This window comes from Paludibaculum fermentans, assembly GCF_051172195.1.
Classification (GTDB): domain Bacteria; phylum Acidobacteriota; class Terriglobia; order Bryobacterales; family Bryobacteraceae; genus Paludibaculum; species Paludibaculum fermentans_A.
The window spans coordinates 2,388,143-2,404,006 of record NZ_JBPJAQ010000001.1; the positions used below are offsets into that span (position 1 = coordinate 2,388,143).

A 15,864-nucleotide genomic window follows, 5' to 3' on the forward strand; every position below is an offset into this window, starting at 1 on the left:
TCCCGAGTAGCTCAGGTTAGACTGTAGGCTATGCTCTCGTCAGACGTAACTCAACTCCTGAGAAGCTGGCGCGACGGCAACAAGCAGGCCCTCGACGAACTCCTGCCTCTCGTTTACACGGAGCTCCGCGGCCTGGCCGAACGCGCCCTCCGCCACGAGCGGCCCGGTCACACCCTCCAAAGTACGGCTCTCGTCCACGAGGCCTACCTCCGCCTGGTCCAACAGGACAATGCGGAGTGGCAGAATCGCGCCCACTTCTTTGCCATGGCCGCGCGCATGATCCGCCGCATCCTGGTCGACCACGCGCGGGCTCGGCATGCCGCCAAACGCGGATCTGGTATGCCCAAGCTGGCCTTGGACGAGGCCCTTGGCGTCGCCGAAAAGAACGATTGGGAAGTACTCGCCCTCGACGATGCACTCAATCGCCTCGCCCAGATGGACGAACAACAGGCCCAGGTCGTCGAAATGCGGTTCTTTGCCGGGCTCACCGTGGAAGAGACCGCTGAAGCCCTCGGCATCTCCACCGCCACCGTCAAACGGGACTGGGCCACAGCCAAGGCTTGGCTCTTCCGCGAGGTCAGCCGCGCCGGCGGGTCATGAAAAGCGAGCAGTGGGCCGTCGTCAAGGAGATCCTATACGAAGCGCTCGAGCGTCCCTGCGAAGCGCGACGTGAGTTCGTACTGCAGTCCTGCGGCCCCGACACCGAGCTGGCGGAAGAGGTCTTCTCTCTCCTCAACGCACAGGACGAGAACTCCGGCTTCCTCACCGTCCATCCTCCGGCCGAAATCGTTCCGGTCCCCGATCTTGAACCTGGTGACCGCATCGGACCCTACCGCATCGTGGAGGAGATCGGCCGCGGCGGCATGGGTAGCGTCTACCTGGCGGTGCGCGACGACGGCGCTTATGAACAACAGGTGGCCATCAAGCTGGTCAAGCGCGGCATGGACACCGATTTTGTCCTGCAGCGCTTCCGCTATGAACGCCAGTTGCTCGCTTTCCTCAGCCATCCCTACATCGCCCGCCTGCTGGAAGGCGGCACCACCGCCGATGGCCGGCCCTACTTCGTCATGGAGTACGTGCCCGGCCGGCCCATCATGCACTACTGCCATGAGGCGCGGGTCGATCTACAGGGCCGCCTGTGCATGTTCCGGCAGGTCTGCGAAGCGGTTGACCATGCCCACCGCAACCTGATCGTCCATCGCGATCTCAAGCCCGCCAACATCCTGATCACCGAAGACGGCATTCCGCGGCTGCTCGATTTCGGCATTGCTACGCTGCTGCTGCCCGACGCGCCGGAAATGGCCTCCGCGCGTACGGGAGAGACGCGCATGCTCACACCGGATTACTGCAGTCCGGAGCAGTTTCGCGGCGAGCCCGTCACCACTGCCGCCGACGTCTACTCACTCGGCACTGTTCTCTACGAACTGCTCACCGGCCAGAAGGCCCACAAGTTCCAGTCCAAGGTGCACTCTGAACTCGAGCGGGTCATCTGCCATGAGGATCCGGTCAAGCCCAGCGACGTCCTCACCGACGAGGTCGTGCACGCCACCATCCTGCCTAAAACCCTGCGCGGCGACCTCGATCGCATCATCCTCAAGGCCATGCACAAGGAGCCGGCCCGCCGCTACACCTCGGTGGAGCAGCTCTCCGAGGATCTGCGCCGCTACCTGGAAGGCCGGCCCGTCCTTGCCCAGCCCGACTCGCTGCCTTACCGTTGGCGCAAATTCGCAACACGAAACAAAGCCAGTGTCGCCGCCGGAGCTCTCGCCGTGCTGTGCCTGCTGGGCGGCATCGTGGCCACCACCTGGCAGGCCCACATCGCCCGCATCCAGCGCGATCGCGCCGAGCGCCGGTTTGAGGATGTCCGCCGACTGGCAACTTCCTTCCTGGTCGAGAACGACACCCTGGCGACTCTTCCGGGCGGCACCGGCATTCGCGGCAAACTCATCCAGCGATCCCTCGAATACCTTGACGGCCTGGCCAAGGAGGCCGCCGGTGATCTCGGACTGCAGCGCGAACTCGCCATGGCCTATGAAAAGATGGGCGACGTTCAGGGCCGCGCCGATGGTCCCAATGTGGGGGATACCGCCGCCGCCCTCAGCAGCTACCGCAAAGCCCTCGCTATCCGTGAATCCATGCAGGCGGCCGACCCGGGCAATGTCGAGAATCAACGCCACCTCGCCGTGTCGCTCTCCCGCATGAGCGGTGTGCTGAAGATCGCAGGCGAATACCCCGCGGGCCTCGAATTGGACCGCCGCTCTTTAGGCATCCGCGAACGACTACTGGCCGGTGATCCCGGCAATCGCGGACTCCAGCGCGAGGTCGCCGCGGGCTACACCACCCTGGGCGGCAGTCTATTCCAGGTGGGCCAGTGGGCTGGAGTCCTCCCGGCCCGCCAGAGTGCACTGAAGCTCTACATCGCCCTCACACAGCAGCCGGATGCGTCCTCTGAGGACTGGCATGGCCTGGCTCTCGCCAATCTGCGCATGGGCAGTATCCTCCGCCATTCCAAGGAGCCGGTCGAGTCGGAACGTCACTACCTCAATGCCATGAAAGCCGCCCGTGGAGGCCTCAAACTCTGGCCGTCCAACCTCGGGCTGCGGCAGATGGAGGCGTCCGCCGCCAGCGGCCTGGGCAGTCTTCAACTGGAACAGGGCCATCCCGATGCCGCCCTCCGCAACTATCAGACCGCGCAGGCGATCTACGAGGATCTGGAGCGGGCCGACCCCGACGACGTCCGCCTCCGTAGCCTCACCGCCACTGAGCACTATCACATCGGCCGGGCCCTACTGAAGCAGCGTCAGGCCAGCCAGGCGATGGAGGAGTTCCGCCAGTCGCTTTCGCTGCGCGAATCCGTCGCAGCCAGGAATTCCCTCAACGCCGGAGCAAAAGGCGAAGTGGCGGAATCGTTGGCCGGGCTCGGCGATACCCACGCCGCCATCGGCAACCGGGGCGAAGCGATGATCTGGTATGGCCGCGCCCTGACCGTCCTCGACGACCTCAAGAGACAGAAACGGGCCAACTCAGCGAGCTTGACTGAGTTGGCCCGGGTCACCGCGGAGATGGCAAAGTTGACCGCGAACGGCCGCTAGGGCGTCTGCCGGGTGTTCAGTTCCACCGAGACTGTCGACGAGAACTTCGGTCCGTCGCCAGTCGTCAGCCACGCTTCCAGTGTGTAGATGCCGTCGGCCAGGTTCGCGGCCGCCGCGGCATCGATTGCGTCTTCAATTTGATAGGCTTTCGGTCCGCCGCCCACAAACTCCTCGCCCACTACGTCAAGGAACGCCTTCCCGTCGGACCAGCGGTAGACGACTTCGCCGGCGGCATTGCGCAGCACCAGGTCATATCGTTGCGAGGTGGGGAACCGGACCTTCACGCTCAGCGCGGAGATGGCGCCCACATGGAGTACCGCCCTTAGGTGGAGCGCCTCGACCGCCGTCTGCCGTTGCAGCGAGTTCTCCGGGACGCTCAGGCGCACGATCACGCTGGGGTCGGCGCTGAATGTAAACTTTCCCACCCGGGCCGCCACCAGGTCGTATTGGACAGGGCCCGCCAGGGTGGACACCACACGGCGAACCAGCCCGACGTTCTCGACGTAAGTCTCTTCCGTGAAGCCCGCGTCGGAGCAGGCGCCCGGCCCATAGGTGACCGTCACCGCGCTGGCGAAGATACCGGCAGGACCCGCATATCCGCCGCGCTTCGCCGAAGCTTCTCCGGTCTGCTGGCAGCCGCTCAACGGCGATTCCCATTGTTTGCCAGGCGCAAAAATGGTGACTGGAGACTCGGTGCCCGCCTCCATATCCACCTGGAGGAGATCCCCCTCGGCCGTGCTCCGCAGGAAGCCGTTGGCTACCCCATAACCCTTAACGGAGTAGTACACCTGATCGTTGAATTGGTAGGGTGTCCCGACAGTGATCGTGAAAGATTGCGAGGCTCTATCCGACCGGTAAGTCCAATAGTTGCCATCTCCCAGCGGTAGGTAATCCTGGGCGAAAAGCGCTGGGCACAACAGTACCGCGAACAGGGCCGTAGTGGTTCTCATGCCGTACACGCGATGAATCAAAGGGCGAAGGATCAAACTTCTGCAATAAGTTACATTTGGAACCGGCGTCCGTAGGCAGGGTACCGGGGGCCTTGGCGGCGTCGACAGCCACCTGGAGGAGGAGGAAGCCAGCGGATGCCGCTCGGCCCCCGCCAGTGAAGGCGTACGGACCCACCGGACGGAGTAGTCAAATTGCTCGACCAGTGGAGGTACGCAGTGTATCTTGGTTCCAATTTATTGCAAGCCGAAGCAGGCAGCCAGAAACGCGGCCGCAGATTCCACAGGCGGCCAGCGATAGAGCACCTCCCTGCAGAGAGTGTAGGCCTAGCCGTGAATATTGGAAAGAAGAATTTGAGATTTCTATCTGCCAAGTTTCGGCAGGTTTTCCAGCGAATTAGAAGAGAAGTAAACTTCCGTCCAGGATTCCGGACGGTGCGTATCGTACATTCCGTGAGGGGTCCAGCACCAGGCCGGGTGCGGTTGCACTTCTTTCCCTCCAGCCATCAGCTTCTCGAAACGCCCGAAGAATATACGCCACATGTCGCCCTCGCGGGGAGGCAGCGCCCGGCCGTTTGCCAGGTGCCGCATGCCCTGCCAAGGCAGCGAGACTTCGGCCCACCAACCCTTGGAAATGTGTGCCGGATCGTTCAACTTCCCGTCAATCTGGATCGACGTCCGCAATCCGGGGAAATCCCAGTCCAGAAACGCCCAGCGCAGTCCGCGCGGATGCGTGCCGCGCCAGAACGTCGCCCCGCTGCGGTCGTAATCGCCGCCGAAAGTCAGTGCCTTCCGGTTGTGGACGTCGAACTCCTCGGAATGAAACTTCTCATACGTATCCCGCCAGATGAAGAAGACCTCGTAGATCGTCCCCAGCGCGTTCATCTCGAACTCGTAGTAGCAGTCGCCGCCGTCGATGAAGACCTCGACATCGCTTTCGAGGAAGATGAGCGAGTCGCGCTCGGTCAGCTTGGCCTCGATGAACCGCTCCTCACTCCAGAAGCGGATGTGGAGCGCCTCGTCGTCCCAGACAGCCGCCGCCCGGGTGTCGAACAGCCCTGGATCGCCCGAAACCATATCGACGAAGCGGGGCGATTGCGGTACGCGGTTCCAGTCGACGGGGCCGTCCGCGCGATAGCAGGTGTAGCTCACGGTTGCAGTTCCAGCATCACCAGGCCGGAGCCCATCTTCGGGTAGAAGTAGGTCGACTTTTGCGGCAGCACCTGACCGCCGAACGAGACCCGCGCCATCCCGTCGATGGGCAAGTCTTCCAGCAGGAACGTGATCTGCGCCCGGCCTTCCTTTACCTCCGCCAACGCCTCTTCCCGCGTCCGCTTATACCGGAGATTTGTGCCGGCGGTCACCACCTCGGGCGTGATGCCCAGCAGCGGCGAAAGGATGGAATCCTGCAGCACCGCCACATTCAACGCACCCTCGGCCGCCGGCACGTCACAGTGGAATTCTCCGCTCTCCATCACTACACCGAAACGGATGGCGCCGGCGGGCGAAACCAGCGGATCCACGCCCTCGCCCACATTGGGCAGCTTGGCCAGAAATGCCTCCGGCTGGAAATCCGGCACGGAGTGCACGATGCGGTGCGTCGCGAAGCAGCGCAGGCCCGGCGAATCCAGGCTGACAAACGTCATCAGCGTCCTGGGCTGGCCCATGCGCAACGCCGTCTCGTAGCGGTGGTGGCCGTCCGCGATCAGCAGTGGCCGGTCGCTCATCAGCGCCTGCATCGAGGAGACCCAAGCCGCGTCGGCCACACGCCACAACTTGTGCTGGGTTCGCTCGTGGTCGGCGTAGGCCAGGTCGGGTTCCGTGGCGCACACTTCGGCCAGCTTGGCCTCCACCGTGCCGCTCGGATCCGGGAACAGCATGAATATGGAATCGAATTGGACTTGCGTGGCCTGCAGCAGCCGGAAGCGGTCTTCCTTAGGGCCGCTCATCGTCCACTCATGGCGGAAGACGTTCGTCCCGTAATCCTCGGTGTCGCCGAGGCCGACAAACCCGCGGCGCATCAGGATCTCTCCTGAGCCCGGCGCGGGGAACGTCTGTTCGTACACGAAAAACGCCTCTTCCGGATCCCTGGCCACGATGCCTTCCTGCTTCCAGGATGCGAGTTTCGCCGCCGCCCCGGCATAGTCGCCCTGCGGCAGGATCAGGTGCGCGAAGTTGTACGGGCTGCGTGACTTATAGTCGGCCTCCAGGGCCGCCGGGATGACATCGTAGGGCAGGGTTGCCAGTTCCGCGATATCTCCGGCCGCAGCCGTATAGCGCAGAGCGTGAAGAGGGTGAATATTGGCCATGGTAAGCGACGAAGCCTTCCCGCTAGTGTATCGACCCGCCGCTAGTATTGCGAGCGCGTGGCCGGATTCGGAGCCGAGATGCCCACCGAGTCCAGCAGTTGGCGCGCGCCCAGTTCCATCAGTCCGATCTCGGTTGGTAACTGGAACAGCAGAAAGCCCTTCTGCCGGAACGCTTCCACCTGCGCCGCATTGCCGGCGGGCCGCCCCAGGAACTTGCCGTGCCGTTGGGCGGCGGCTGCAATCTTGTCGATCGCGTCCAGTAGTTCCGGTGCATCCTGCCGGCCGCGCAGGCCCAAGGAGAACGACAGGTCGCTGGTGCCGATGAAGATGATATCGACGCCCGGCGTCGCGCAGATCTCGTCAATATGCTCGAGGGCGGCCGCCTCTTCCACCACGCACATCACAGCCACGTTGCGGTCAGCGGAATCGTAGTAGTTGCCCGGCTCCGGCCAGGTGCGGACAGCGTTGCCGGCACCGGAGCCACGCCGCCCCAGTGGCGGATAGTGGCAGGCGTCGGCTGCGCGCTTCGCCAACTCCGCCGTCGTGGTGAAGGGGAAGATAACCCCCGTTACACCCTGGTCCAGCACCAGTTTGGCCGTCCAGTATTCAATCACCGGCACCCGTGCGAACACCTGCGCCGGCAAGCCACGCGTCCCCAGCACCATCACTCGCAGGGTCTCCAGGGTAATGGGCGAATGCTCCATCTCGATCCACAGGAAATGGAATCCAAGATTGGCCAGATGGGCCGCCGCCTCCACCGAAGGTGTGGTGACTGTGGCCGCAAAAACAGGCTGGCCCGCGCGAAGGCGGGCCAGTACGGGGAATGGATGGGAAGAAGACGTCACAGCAACGATTGTAGATCGGTGCAGGGGATGTTCTGGCTCTCGGCGACGCCAGGATACGTGACATGGCCCTTGTAGGTGTTGACGCCCAGCGCCAGAGCGGGATTCTCCGCAATCGCCTTGCCGACGCCCTTGTTGGCCAACTGCAGCAGGTAAGGCAGCGTGGCGTTGTTCAGGCCGTAGGTGGACGTGTGCGGCACGGCGGCCGGCATGTTCGAAACGCAGTAGTGCAGTACGTTGTCGACGTAGTAGACCGGATCCGTATGGGTTGTAGCGTGCGACGTTTCGCAGCAGCCGCCCTGGTCGATGGCGACGTCGACAATCACCGCGCCGCGCTTCATCAGCGGCAGCATGTCGCGCCGCACCAGCCGTGGCGCGGAGGCGCCAGGAATTAGCACGGCGCCGATCACCAGATCCGCCAGGCGAAGGGATTCCCGGATGGTCCACAGGTTCGAGGCCAGCGTGATCACGCCGCCGTTATAGATGTCGTCCAGTTCGCGCAGGCGGTTCAGGTTGCGGTCGATGATGGTGACGTTCGCGCCGAGGCCAAAGGCCATCTTCGCGGCATTGTGGCCGACGATGCCGCCGCCCAGCACCACTACGTTGGCCGGAGCCACGCCCGGGATGCCGCCCAGCAAAACGCCGCGGCCACCGTTCGGAGCCTCCAGGTACTGCGCGCCAATCTGCACGGACATGCGGCCGGCCACTTCGCTCATCGGCGTCAGCAGCGGCAGCGAGCCATCCTTCTCCTGGATGGTTTCGTACGCGATGCCAGTGACCTTGGTGTCCACCAGCTTCTGCGTAAGCTCCGGCAGGGGAGCCAGATGCAAGTATGTGAAGAGCGTCAGTCCCTCGCGGAAAAACCCGTACTCCGAAGCTTGCGGCTCCTTCACTTTGCTGACGATATCCGCCTGGTTCCAGACATCGGCTGCCGTGGGCACAATGCGTGCGCCAGCCTCCACATACTCTTCGTCGGTGATCGAAGAGAGGTGTCCGGCGCGGGTTTGTACAATCACCTGATGACCCGACTCCAGTAGCGCGGTAACGCCGTGAGGAACCAGGCCGACCCGGGATTCATGGTCTTTTACTTCACGAGGAACGCCAATGATCATGGGAGTTTTCCTTCTGGTGCCGCCTTGGGTTGAACCGGGGCCGTAGTCTGTGGCGGAGGTTCCCGTTTTGGACCGAGCCCCAAGGCGATGAGCGTGAGCGAGTCCAGCTTGCCCCGTCCGGACATGTTGTTGATGTTCTGGTCTTCCTGAAACTTCTTCAATGCTTCCGCGGACTCGGGCCCCCAGACACCGCTGGCGTCCACGTTGTAGCCCTTTTCCGTCAAGGCCTGCTGGATCTCGCGGACACGTTCTTCACCAGGCTGCTGCTGCGTCATGCGCCTGGGCGCCGCCGCGCGCCGCGAGGCCACTGCGCCCTTTTTGCCGGAACCGGTCCTAGTGGCGGCAGACTTCGTGGCGGCAGCCTTTGTCGCGCCGCCCTTCGTCGCCGGAGCTTTAGAGGCAGTAGTAGCAGCTGATTTCGATGGGCCGGCCTTCCCGGCCGCCCCTTTGCCCGCGGGCGCCTTCGAAACCGGAGCCTTGGCTACTGGTTTCTTCTGCGCGAGGGAGAAATCAGGAAAGCTGAAAGAGAGAAGCAACGCAAATGGGACAAATAGCAAACGAGGCGGCTTCACGATTGAAGGATAGCAAAGAGAGTCGAACATGGACACCACTAAGAAGGCCGAGCCGACCCCTTCCGCGAGTGCCAGGAGCTTAGGGGGAGCGGGAGGGGGGCGGATGGGGGAATATCCCTCCCGCTCCTGGCGGGTGGTGGAGCCTTCATTATACGCACTTCGATATCGCTCTGAAAGCCTCAAATTGAGACAAAGTGGAGAAAAAAATCCAGAATCCGGAGTCTGTGGCTCGATAACTGTACCAAAACATCAAGTAGAGACTCCGGGCCGCCACTTGCTCAGCCCTCAGGGGTCGGGGCACCAGGCAAGGCGTGCGTCGGATCCGCTACAAATCGCATATAAGCGGCGCAGGTTTCCCGTGCCGGAGCGTCCAGGATCAACTGCCCCTGGTGCAGCCAGATAGCCCGGTCGCAGAACTCCAGCACCGTCTCCGGGCTGTGCGAAACGCACAACAGGGTTTTGCCCTCGTCGCGCAGTTCGGCGATGCGTGTGTGGCATTTATGCTGGAACGCCGCGTCGCCTACGCCCAAAACCTCGTCGATGATGACGATAGCCGGATCGCAGTGCACCGCAATCGAGAACGCCAGCCGCAGCGACATGCCCATGGAGTAGGTCCGCAGCGGTTCGTTGATGAACTCCGCGATTTCGGAGAACTCGAGGATCGAGTCGTACCGTTCCTTTACCTGCGCCTTCGTCATGCCCAGCATGGCCGAGTTCAAATAGAGATTCTCGTGGCCCGTCAGGTCCATGTGGAACCCCGATCCAAGCTCCAGCAAGGGAGCAATGGATCCATGCACTTCCACGGATCCCTCGTCCGGTTGGGCCAAGCCGCAGACCATGCTCAGCAGAGTGCTCTTGCCCGCGCCGTTGGCGCCGATCAGCGCAATGCTCTCCCTTGGCTCCACCTCGAAGGAGATGTTCCGCAGCGCATAAAAGCCCTCCTTGCCGGGCTTGGAGGTGAATTGGCGCAGCCGGTCCCTGAGCACTACACGCGGTTTGCGGTGCTGGAAGATCTTCGAGGCGTTTTTGATGCGGATCAGGCTCATGCTACAGGTATTCGTAGAAGCGCTTCTCCGCTCGCCGGAAGATGGCAAACCCCAGCGCCATGGAAAGGGCGGAGACCAACGCCAGTTTGAGGAGTAGCCGCATGGTCGGCGCCGCGCCACCCAGGATGATGGTTTGTGTGGCCAGGATCAGCGCCGCCACCGGATTGTACTGGTAGAGATCCCGGAAATCGGCCGGCACGTTGTCGAATGTATACACGATCGGCACGATCCAGAACAGCAGTAAGTTGATTGACTCCACCACATAACGCACATCGCGCACGAACAGGTTCATCGCCGACGAGGCCAGTCCCAGACCGATCAGGAACATGATCTCGAGTCCCCATACCACCGGCAGCCACAGCCAGTTGATGTTCACCGAGAGCCCCGAGATGAGCACGAAGAACAGCAATAAGCCCAGCTGAATCAATAGATGCGTCAGATTCGAGAAGATCGAGGCGATCGGAATGATCTCCCGCTTCATGGGGATGCGCTTGATGATGGCCACATTCTCAATCAGCGAGTTAGTCGCCGAGAGCCAGGCTATGGTGAAGAAATTAAAAGGGATGAGCCCGCATAGCAGGTGCACGCTGAAGTGCGGCAACGGCCGTGCCAGGATGCGGGTGAACACGTAGGTATACACCGCCATCATCACGAGCGGATTCAGCAGCGACCAGAAAACGCCCAGCGACATGTTGCGGTAGCGGACCTTGAAGTCCTTGGCCACAAGTTCGCGGAGCAGAAATAGATAGTCGCCGTGCCACATGCAGTTACAAAAAGGTGCCGAATTTAGGTTAGCGCAGGCGGGCGGCGGGCAGCTATCAGCAATCCGCCAGGCCCGCCGGAGAACTGGCCGCGGCATCTATTCTCAAACAGATAGCTGGCGCTAGGCCAACTGCCGGGGCAGGTGCTCGTGCTGCCAGGCCCAGGCGCTGCTCACGATCTGTTCCAGTGATGAGTACTGGGGCCTCCAGCCGAGAAGCTCCGCGGCTCTGCTGGAATCGGCTACCAACGCGGCCGGATCCCCGTCGCGGCGCGGCGCCATGACGAGCGGCACACGCAGTCCGGAGACCTCTTCCACCATGTTCACCATCTGGCGCACGCTGAGCCCCGCGCCCGTGCCGAGATTCAGCTTCATACACCCGCCGCCGCTCCGTAACCGGTGCAGGGCCAGTACATGCGCCCGTGCAAGGTCGCACACGTGGATGTAATCGCGCAGGCACGTACCATCATGGGTGGGGAAGTCATCCCCAAAGACGTGCAGCGCATCCCTCTTGCCCATGGCCGCCTCGATGATGCTCGGGATCAGGTGGGTTTCCGGCGTGTGAAACTCGCCGGCCTCCCCCTCAGGATCGCAGCCGGCGGCGTTGAAGTAGCGCAGGGCGGCATAGCGGAAGCCATGGCAACTGGCAAACCAGTGCAACGCTCGTTCCACCATCCTTTTCGACTCGCCGTACGGACTCACCGGGTTCTGGGGCGCATCTTCCCGGATGGGTAGGCTGTCCGGAACGCCGTAAGTCGCACAGGAGGAGGAGAAAACAATATCCTTGACGCCGTGATCCAGCATCACGCGCAAGAGATTCAAGCTGCCTTCCACGTTGTTGCGGAAGTAGCGTACAGGTTCCGACATGGACTCGCCCACATAGGCGAGCGCCGCGAAATGCATGACGGCGTCAGGTTGATGAGTCCGGAAGACCTGGCGAAGCGCCGCTTCGTCCGTGAGGTCAGCTACCTCCAGCGGGCCCCATTTGGCGGCCCAATCGTGTCCCCGGAAGAGATTGTCCACGACAACGACTTCATGCCCCGCCTGACTGAGGGCCTTGGCGGCGTGGGAACCAACGTAACCCGCGCCCCCCGTTAGAAGTACTTTCATCGGCGAGAAGACTCTACGCACCCATGGTAACCCGGTCGAGCGCGTTCCGTTGGCTTTGTCTGCCCAAAAACGAAAGCCGCCGTAGCCCGCGGGGGCCTACGGCGGCTTCTTCTGCGTCGGCTGGAATGCTTAGTTCTGTGGAACGGTGCCCGGCAGGTAGATCCCCGTCCAGGTGATTTCCGACCGGTTGCCCGGCGCCGCGCTCGACCGCATTACCCGGAAAGCGACCGGCGCGCCCGGTTTCAGGCTGCTCAGAATTGCCTTCACATCTTCGAAGCTGGACACTGGCCGGCGGTTGATGCTGGCCAGGATATCCTTCTCCTTGATGCCGATCTCCTCGGCGGGAGAGCCGTCTTCGACCGTGGTGACCATGACGCCGCTGGGCAGGTCGTACTTCATCTCCTTGCGTTCCGCCGGGGTGAGGGATCTCACTCCGAAACCGAAGCGCGGCGACGTCATGGAGGGTTTCTCGGCCCCCGGTTCCGTCATCTCCCGGCGCAGGCCGGCGAGCTGCGGATCGTCCTTGAAGACCTCATCGCGGTCGCCAATCACAACCTTCTTTTCCAGCTTCTGGCCCTCGCGATCGAGCCCGACGGTCACTTCTGTGCCGGCCGGCATCTCGGAGACGCGGCCGACCAGATCGTCGCCATCCTTGATCGGATGGCCGTTGAGGGACAGGAGTACATCTTCACCCTTGAGTCCGGCTTTCTGCGCCGGGCCGTTGGTGGTGACGGACTCAATGATGACGCCGTTCTTGAAGCCCAGGGCCTTTAAGGTCATCTCCATGGACGTCTGGTTGCGCGGGAACTTGATGCCGATGGAGCCGCGCGAAACTTTACCGGACTGGATGATCTGGTTGTAGCTGCGAACAGCGGTGTTCACCGGCAACGCGAAACCGATGCCCTGATAGCCGCCCGACGAGGTGGCGATCATCGTGTTGATGCCGATGACGTCACCATTGATGTTCACCAGCGGACCGCCGGAATTGCCGGGATTGATCGCCGCGTCGGTCTGGATAAAGCGTTGAAATTGCTGGGGTGAGATGTCGCGGCCGGTGGCCGAAACGATGCCGGCGGTGACCGACGTCTCCAGTCCGAAAGGAGCGCCTATGGCCACTGCCCAATCACCCACCTGGACGCTCTCGGAGTTGCCGACGCGGATCGACTGCAGCGGCCGGCCGACATCGATCTTGAGAACCGCGATGTCGATCTCCGGATCGGAGCCAATCAGCTTCGCCTTGTAATCGGTCTTGTCGCCGGTGAGACGGACCTTGATGTGATCGGCCTGTTCCACCACATGCAGGTTCGTCATGATGTAGCCGTTCTTGTCGACAATGAAGCCGGAACCGGAGCCTTCCCGCTTGCGCGGGGCTTCGCCGCCGAACGGCGAACCGAAGAAGCGCTGCAATGGATCGGCGGGGCTGGCCTCGTCGTCATCGTCCTGTGGAGCCGCGTGCGGGTTGCGGCGCTTATTGGACGACTGCGTCTGCTTTGGCGTGTAATCGGTGGCGATGAACACCACCGACGGCTCGAGCATCTGCGCCAGTTTGGTGAATTCATTGGACAACTTCTTCACCGGGGGGAGGGCGAGCGGAGTTGCATCCGGCGCCACGGCCTGTCCCTTGGCGGCGCTGACTCCAACTGTCAGCGCATTGCCGACAAGGACGACCGCGGCAACGGCAAGCAGGGCCATGTTCATCGTAAAGAGCTTTTGCTGGCGGAACTTGTCAAACCAACGCATAGAACTTCCTTGTTGAATCTTTCCAGTGGTGCGACCGTTACCCCTCTTGATGTCTGGAGGGTGGCGCGGGTTTCACTTCTACCAATACGATACCTGACAAGATCAGGCCTGCACCGGTCAACGACCGCACCGTCCAGGCTTCGCCGGCCGCTAACCAGGCCGTGAGGCCCGCGAAGACGGGTTCCAGGGCGAAGATGAGGGCGGCGCGGGTGGCCGATGTATGCTGCTGAGCCCAAGTATAAAGCAGAAACGAGAGGGCGGTGGCCAGGACGGCCGTGACCACAATGCCGAAGAGGAGGCGTGGCGACCAGGCAATGTGGGGTGTCTCCAGGGTTCCGGCGGCCAGCCAGGAGAACGCGGCTACGCCTGCGACCTGAAACAGACTCAAACGCTCGTAGTCCATCTTCCTCGAATAGTGCGCCACCGAGAGCATATGCGCCGTGAAAGCCACCGCGCAGCCGACCGTGAGGATATCCCCTGCATTTAGACGAAGATCCCAACCACCGGAGGTCATCAGGGCCGTGCCGGCGGTAGCGGCTGCCGCGCCGGCGATCTCCGTCAGCCGCGGCATACTCTTATTGACGAGAGAAGCGCCCAAAGGTACCAGCACGATGTACAGCCCAGTGATGAATGCCGACTTGGAGGCGGTGGTCAGGCGTAGGCCAGCCGTCTGAAGAGCGTACCCGAGAAACAGCAGGAAGGCGCACTGGAGGCCGCCCACCCAATTGAGGGGCTGCTTCCGGGACAGCCGGCCACGGAGCACGGCCGCCAGGATCACCCCCGCCAGGGTGAAACGCAGCGCCAGGAAAAGAAAGGTGGAAGCATCGAGCAGGGCTTCTTTGACGACTACAAACGTAGCGCCCCAAATAAAGGCAATTGCAGCCAGTGCCAGTTCGGCCCGCAAGTGGCGGACTGGGCGGGTGATGGAGGAGTTCATGCGGCAAGGGCGCTGTCAGCCAACAGCAGGCACAGCAGTAGGAAGGCGCGCCGCAGCCCCAGGTCCCGGCCGTCGGGGGAATACCACTCGTTGACGGTGTGGGCTCCGCCTCCCTGCCCCCCGGCGCCGATGGAGATTGCCTGCAAGCCCATGGAAAGAGGGATATTGGCGTCGGTGGAGGCGCAATCGAGGTGCGATTTGATGCCCAGGTGCGAGTCGACGGCTTCAATGAACCCGCAGATGGGGGATCCTTCGGCGAGCCGCCCGCCGGGCCGGGCTCCGGTCTCTTTCAGCCGACCGGTGACGCGGCCCGAGACGGCGCGCTCGTTTTCCGCCCGCAACGCCCGCTCGAGTATCGCGGCCAGCGACTCGGCGAGTTCTTCCAGGTCGTGCGCTGCTTCGGCCCGTAAGTCCACTTTCACCCGCGCGCTGGCCGGAATTGCGTTGACGGTGGAGCCGCCTTCGATCACTCCGAAGTTCCAGGAGGACGGGCGCTGCCGCGGCGGTTCTTCCAGGCGGGTATCCGAATACCAGGTGATGGCGCGGGCCAGGGCGTGAATGGGGTTGGCGGCTCCATGGTCAGACCAGGAGTGTCCGCCGGGACCGGTGACTGTGATCTCAAACCGGCGGCAGGCCAACGCTTCCACGGTGATGTGGCTGGTGCTGGGGCCGTCGAGCACGAGGACCGCCCGGAGCCGCGAAGCAAAAGGAGACTGGCGGCAAAGAAAGCGCATCCCGCTGAGGTTTCCCTCGCCCTCTTCACCCACGTTGGCGACCAGCAGCAGGTTACCGAGGGGCAGTTTGGGTTTGGGCTCACTGGCGAGCGCCTTGGCGATAGCCAGCAGGGCCGTGAGTCCGGTGCCGTTATCGGCGACGCCGGGCCCACAGAAGCGTTCGCGGGCCTCGATCCGGATGTCCTCCGGATTGCGGGGAGCAAGAACTGTATCCAGATGGGCCGTCACCGCAACTAACGGGGTGTTCTTCTCGGGGGGACCCAACTGAGCCGTGACATTGCCGGCGCGGTCAATGCGGGCATCCCAGCCGAGTGAATTGAACTGCGCGGCCATCCATTCGGCACGCTTCTGTTCCTGGAAGGTGGGTGCGGCAATCCGGCAAAGCGCCAGGTGCTGCTCGTCGATCCAGCGGCGTTCGCGTGCGAAGAAACGGAGCACTTCCCGCACGCCGGGACTGTTGGCCAGCCATTCGAGGGATTCGACGGCCGGGGGCAGGGCGTGGGTCTTTGCCGCCGGATTGCGCTTGCGCGTCAAGTCGATGGGACCCAGCATTCTCTTCCAGTGTACATTGCCGCTCCAATTCCGCCGGATTCGATCCGTTCCCGGGCGGGCCGCCGGGTTCAAGGTTGGAAAGAATGGGCCGATACGGTAGACGGAAGCCCG

The 15,864-nt window shown here is 62.8% G+C and carries 14 protein-coding genes; 2 read left to right on the forward strand and 12 right to left on the reverse strand.

The features are described 5' to 3' along the window. Nucleotides 1-30: 30 nt before the first annotated feature. Nucleotides 31-600 carry a sigma-70 family RNA polymerase sigma factor gene (locus tag ACR9Y2_RS09680; RefSeq protein WP_435040941.1) on the forward strand — a complete coding sequence of 190 codons (570 nt, stop codon included), beginning with the start codon at nt 31-33 and terminating at the stop codon, nt 598-600. Further along, the gene (locus tag ACR9Y2_RS09685) at nt 597-3,092 is read left to right on the forward strand and encodes a protein kinase domain-containing protein (RefSeq protein ID WP_435040943.1); all 2,496 of its coding nucleotides are present in this window, start codon (nt 597-599) and stop codon (nt 3,090-3,092) included. The genes ACR9Y2_RS09680 and ACR9Y2_RS09685 overlap by 4 nt, the downstream gene beginning before the upstream one ends. On the opposite strand, the gene ACR9Y2_RS09690 is transcribed toward ACR9Y2_RS09685, so the two are convergent. From ACR9Y2_RS09690 to ACR9Y2_RS09745, 12 genes are all read right to left on the reverse strand, one after another. Continuing rightward, nucleotides 3,089-4,042: a BsuPI-related putative proteinase inhibitor gene (locus tag ACR9Y2_RS09690; RefSeq protein ID WP_435040945.1), complete on the reverse strand. Its 954-nt coding sequence runs from the start codon at nt 4,040-4,042 to the stop codon at nt 3,089-3,091. The genes ACR9Y2_RS09685 and ACR9Y2_RS09690 overlap by 4 nt on opposite strands. 360 nt (nt 4,043-4,402) lie before the next feature. Continuing rightward, complete coding sequence (locus tag ACR9Y2_RS09695; RefSeq protein WP_435040947.1) at nt 4,403-5,191, reverse strand: carbohydrate-binding family 9-like protein; 789 nt, start codon at nt 5,189-5,191, stop codon at nt 4,403-4,405. Next, on the reverse strand, nt 5,188-6,348 hold the full coding sequence (locus tag ACR9Y2_RS09700) for a DUF1015 domain-containing protein (protein WP_435040948.1): 1,161 nt from the start codon (nt 6,346-6,348) through the stop codon (nt 5,188-5,190). Before ACR9Y2_RS09700 ends, ACR9Y2_RS09695 begins: the two co-directional genes overlap by 4 nt. A gap of 41 nt (nt 6,349-6,389) precedes the next feature. Beyond that, nucleotides 6,390-7,193, reverse strand: a complete 804-nt coding sequence (locus tag ACR9Y2_RS09705) for an HpcH/HpaI aldolase family protein (RefSeq protein WP_435040950.1) — start codon at nt 7,191-7,193, stop codon at nt 6,390-6,392. Continuing rightward, entirely contained in the window at nt 7,190-8,302 is a 1,113-nt protein-coding gene (gene ald, locus ACR9Y2_RS09710) for an alanine dehydrogenase (protein WP_435040951.1), read from the reverse strand. The genes ACR9Y2_RS09705 and ald overlap by 4 nt, the downstream gene beginning before the upstream one ends. After that, a complete protein-coding gene (locus ACR9Y2_RS09715) occupies nt 8,299-8,859 on the reverse strand; it encodes a peptidoglycan-binding domain-containing protein (RefSeq protein ID WP_435040952.1) in 561 nt (186 codons plus the stop codon). The genes ald and ACR9Y2_RS09715 overlap by 4 nt, the downstream gene beginning before the upstream one ends. A gap of 293 nt (nt 8,860-9,152) precedes the next feature. Next, nucleotides 9,153-9,920, reverse strand: coding sequence for an ABC transporter ATP-binding protein (locus ACR9Y2_RS09720; protein ID WP_435040953.1), 768 nt, complete (start codon nt 9,918-9,920; stop codon nt 9,153-9,155). A gap of 1 nt (nt 9,921) precedes the next feature. Continuing rightward, a complete protein-coding gene (locus ACR9Y2_RS09725; RefSeq protein ID WP_435040954.1) occupies nt 9,922-10,683 on the reverse strand; it encodes an ABC transporter permease in 762 nt (253 codons plus the stop codon). Nucleotides 10,684-10,803: 120 nt separating this feature from the next. Continuing rightward, nucleotides 10,804-11,790 (reverse strand): UDP-glucose 4-epimerase GalE, encoded by a 987-nt coding sequence (gene galE / locus ACR9Y2_RS09730; protein WP_435040955.1) that lies wholly within the window; start codon nt 11,788-11,790, stop codon nt 10,804-10,806. Between the two features lie 129 nt (nt 11,791-11,919). Continuing rightward, nucleotides 11,920-13,530 carry a Do family serine endopeptidase gene (locus tag ACR9Y2_RS09735; RefSeq protein WP_435040956.1) on the reverse strand — a complete coding sequence of 537 codons (1,611 nt, stop codon included), beginning with the start codon at nt 13,528-13,530 and terminating at the stop codon, nt 11,920-11,922. Nucleotides 13,531-13,567: 37 nt separating this feature from the next. Further along, on the reverse strand, nt 13,568-14,467 hold the full coding sequence (locus ACR9Y2_RS09740) for a DMT family transporter (protein WP_435040958.1): 900 nt from the start codon (nt 14,465-14,467) through the stop codon (nt 13,568-13,570). Beyond that, a complete protein-coding gene (locus ACR9Y2_RS09745; protein WP_435040959.1) occupies nt 14,464-15,753 on the reverse strand; it encodes a M20/M25/M40 family metallo-hydrolase in 1,290 nt (429 codons plus the stop codon). The genes ACR9Y2_RS09740 and ACR9Y2_RS09745 overlap by 4 nt, the downstream gene beginning before the upstream one ends. Between the last annotated feature and the right edge of the window lie 111 nt (nt 15,754-15,864).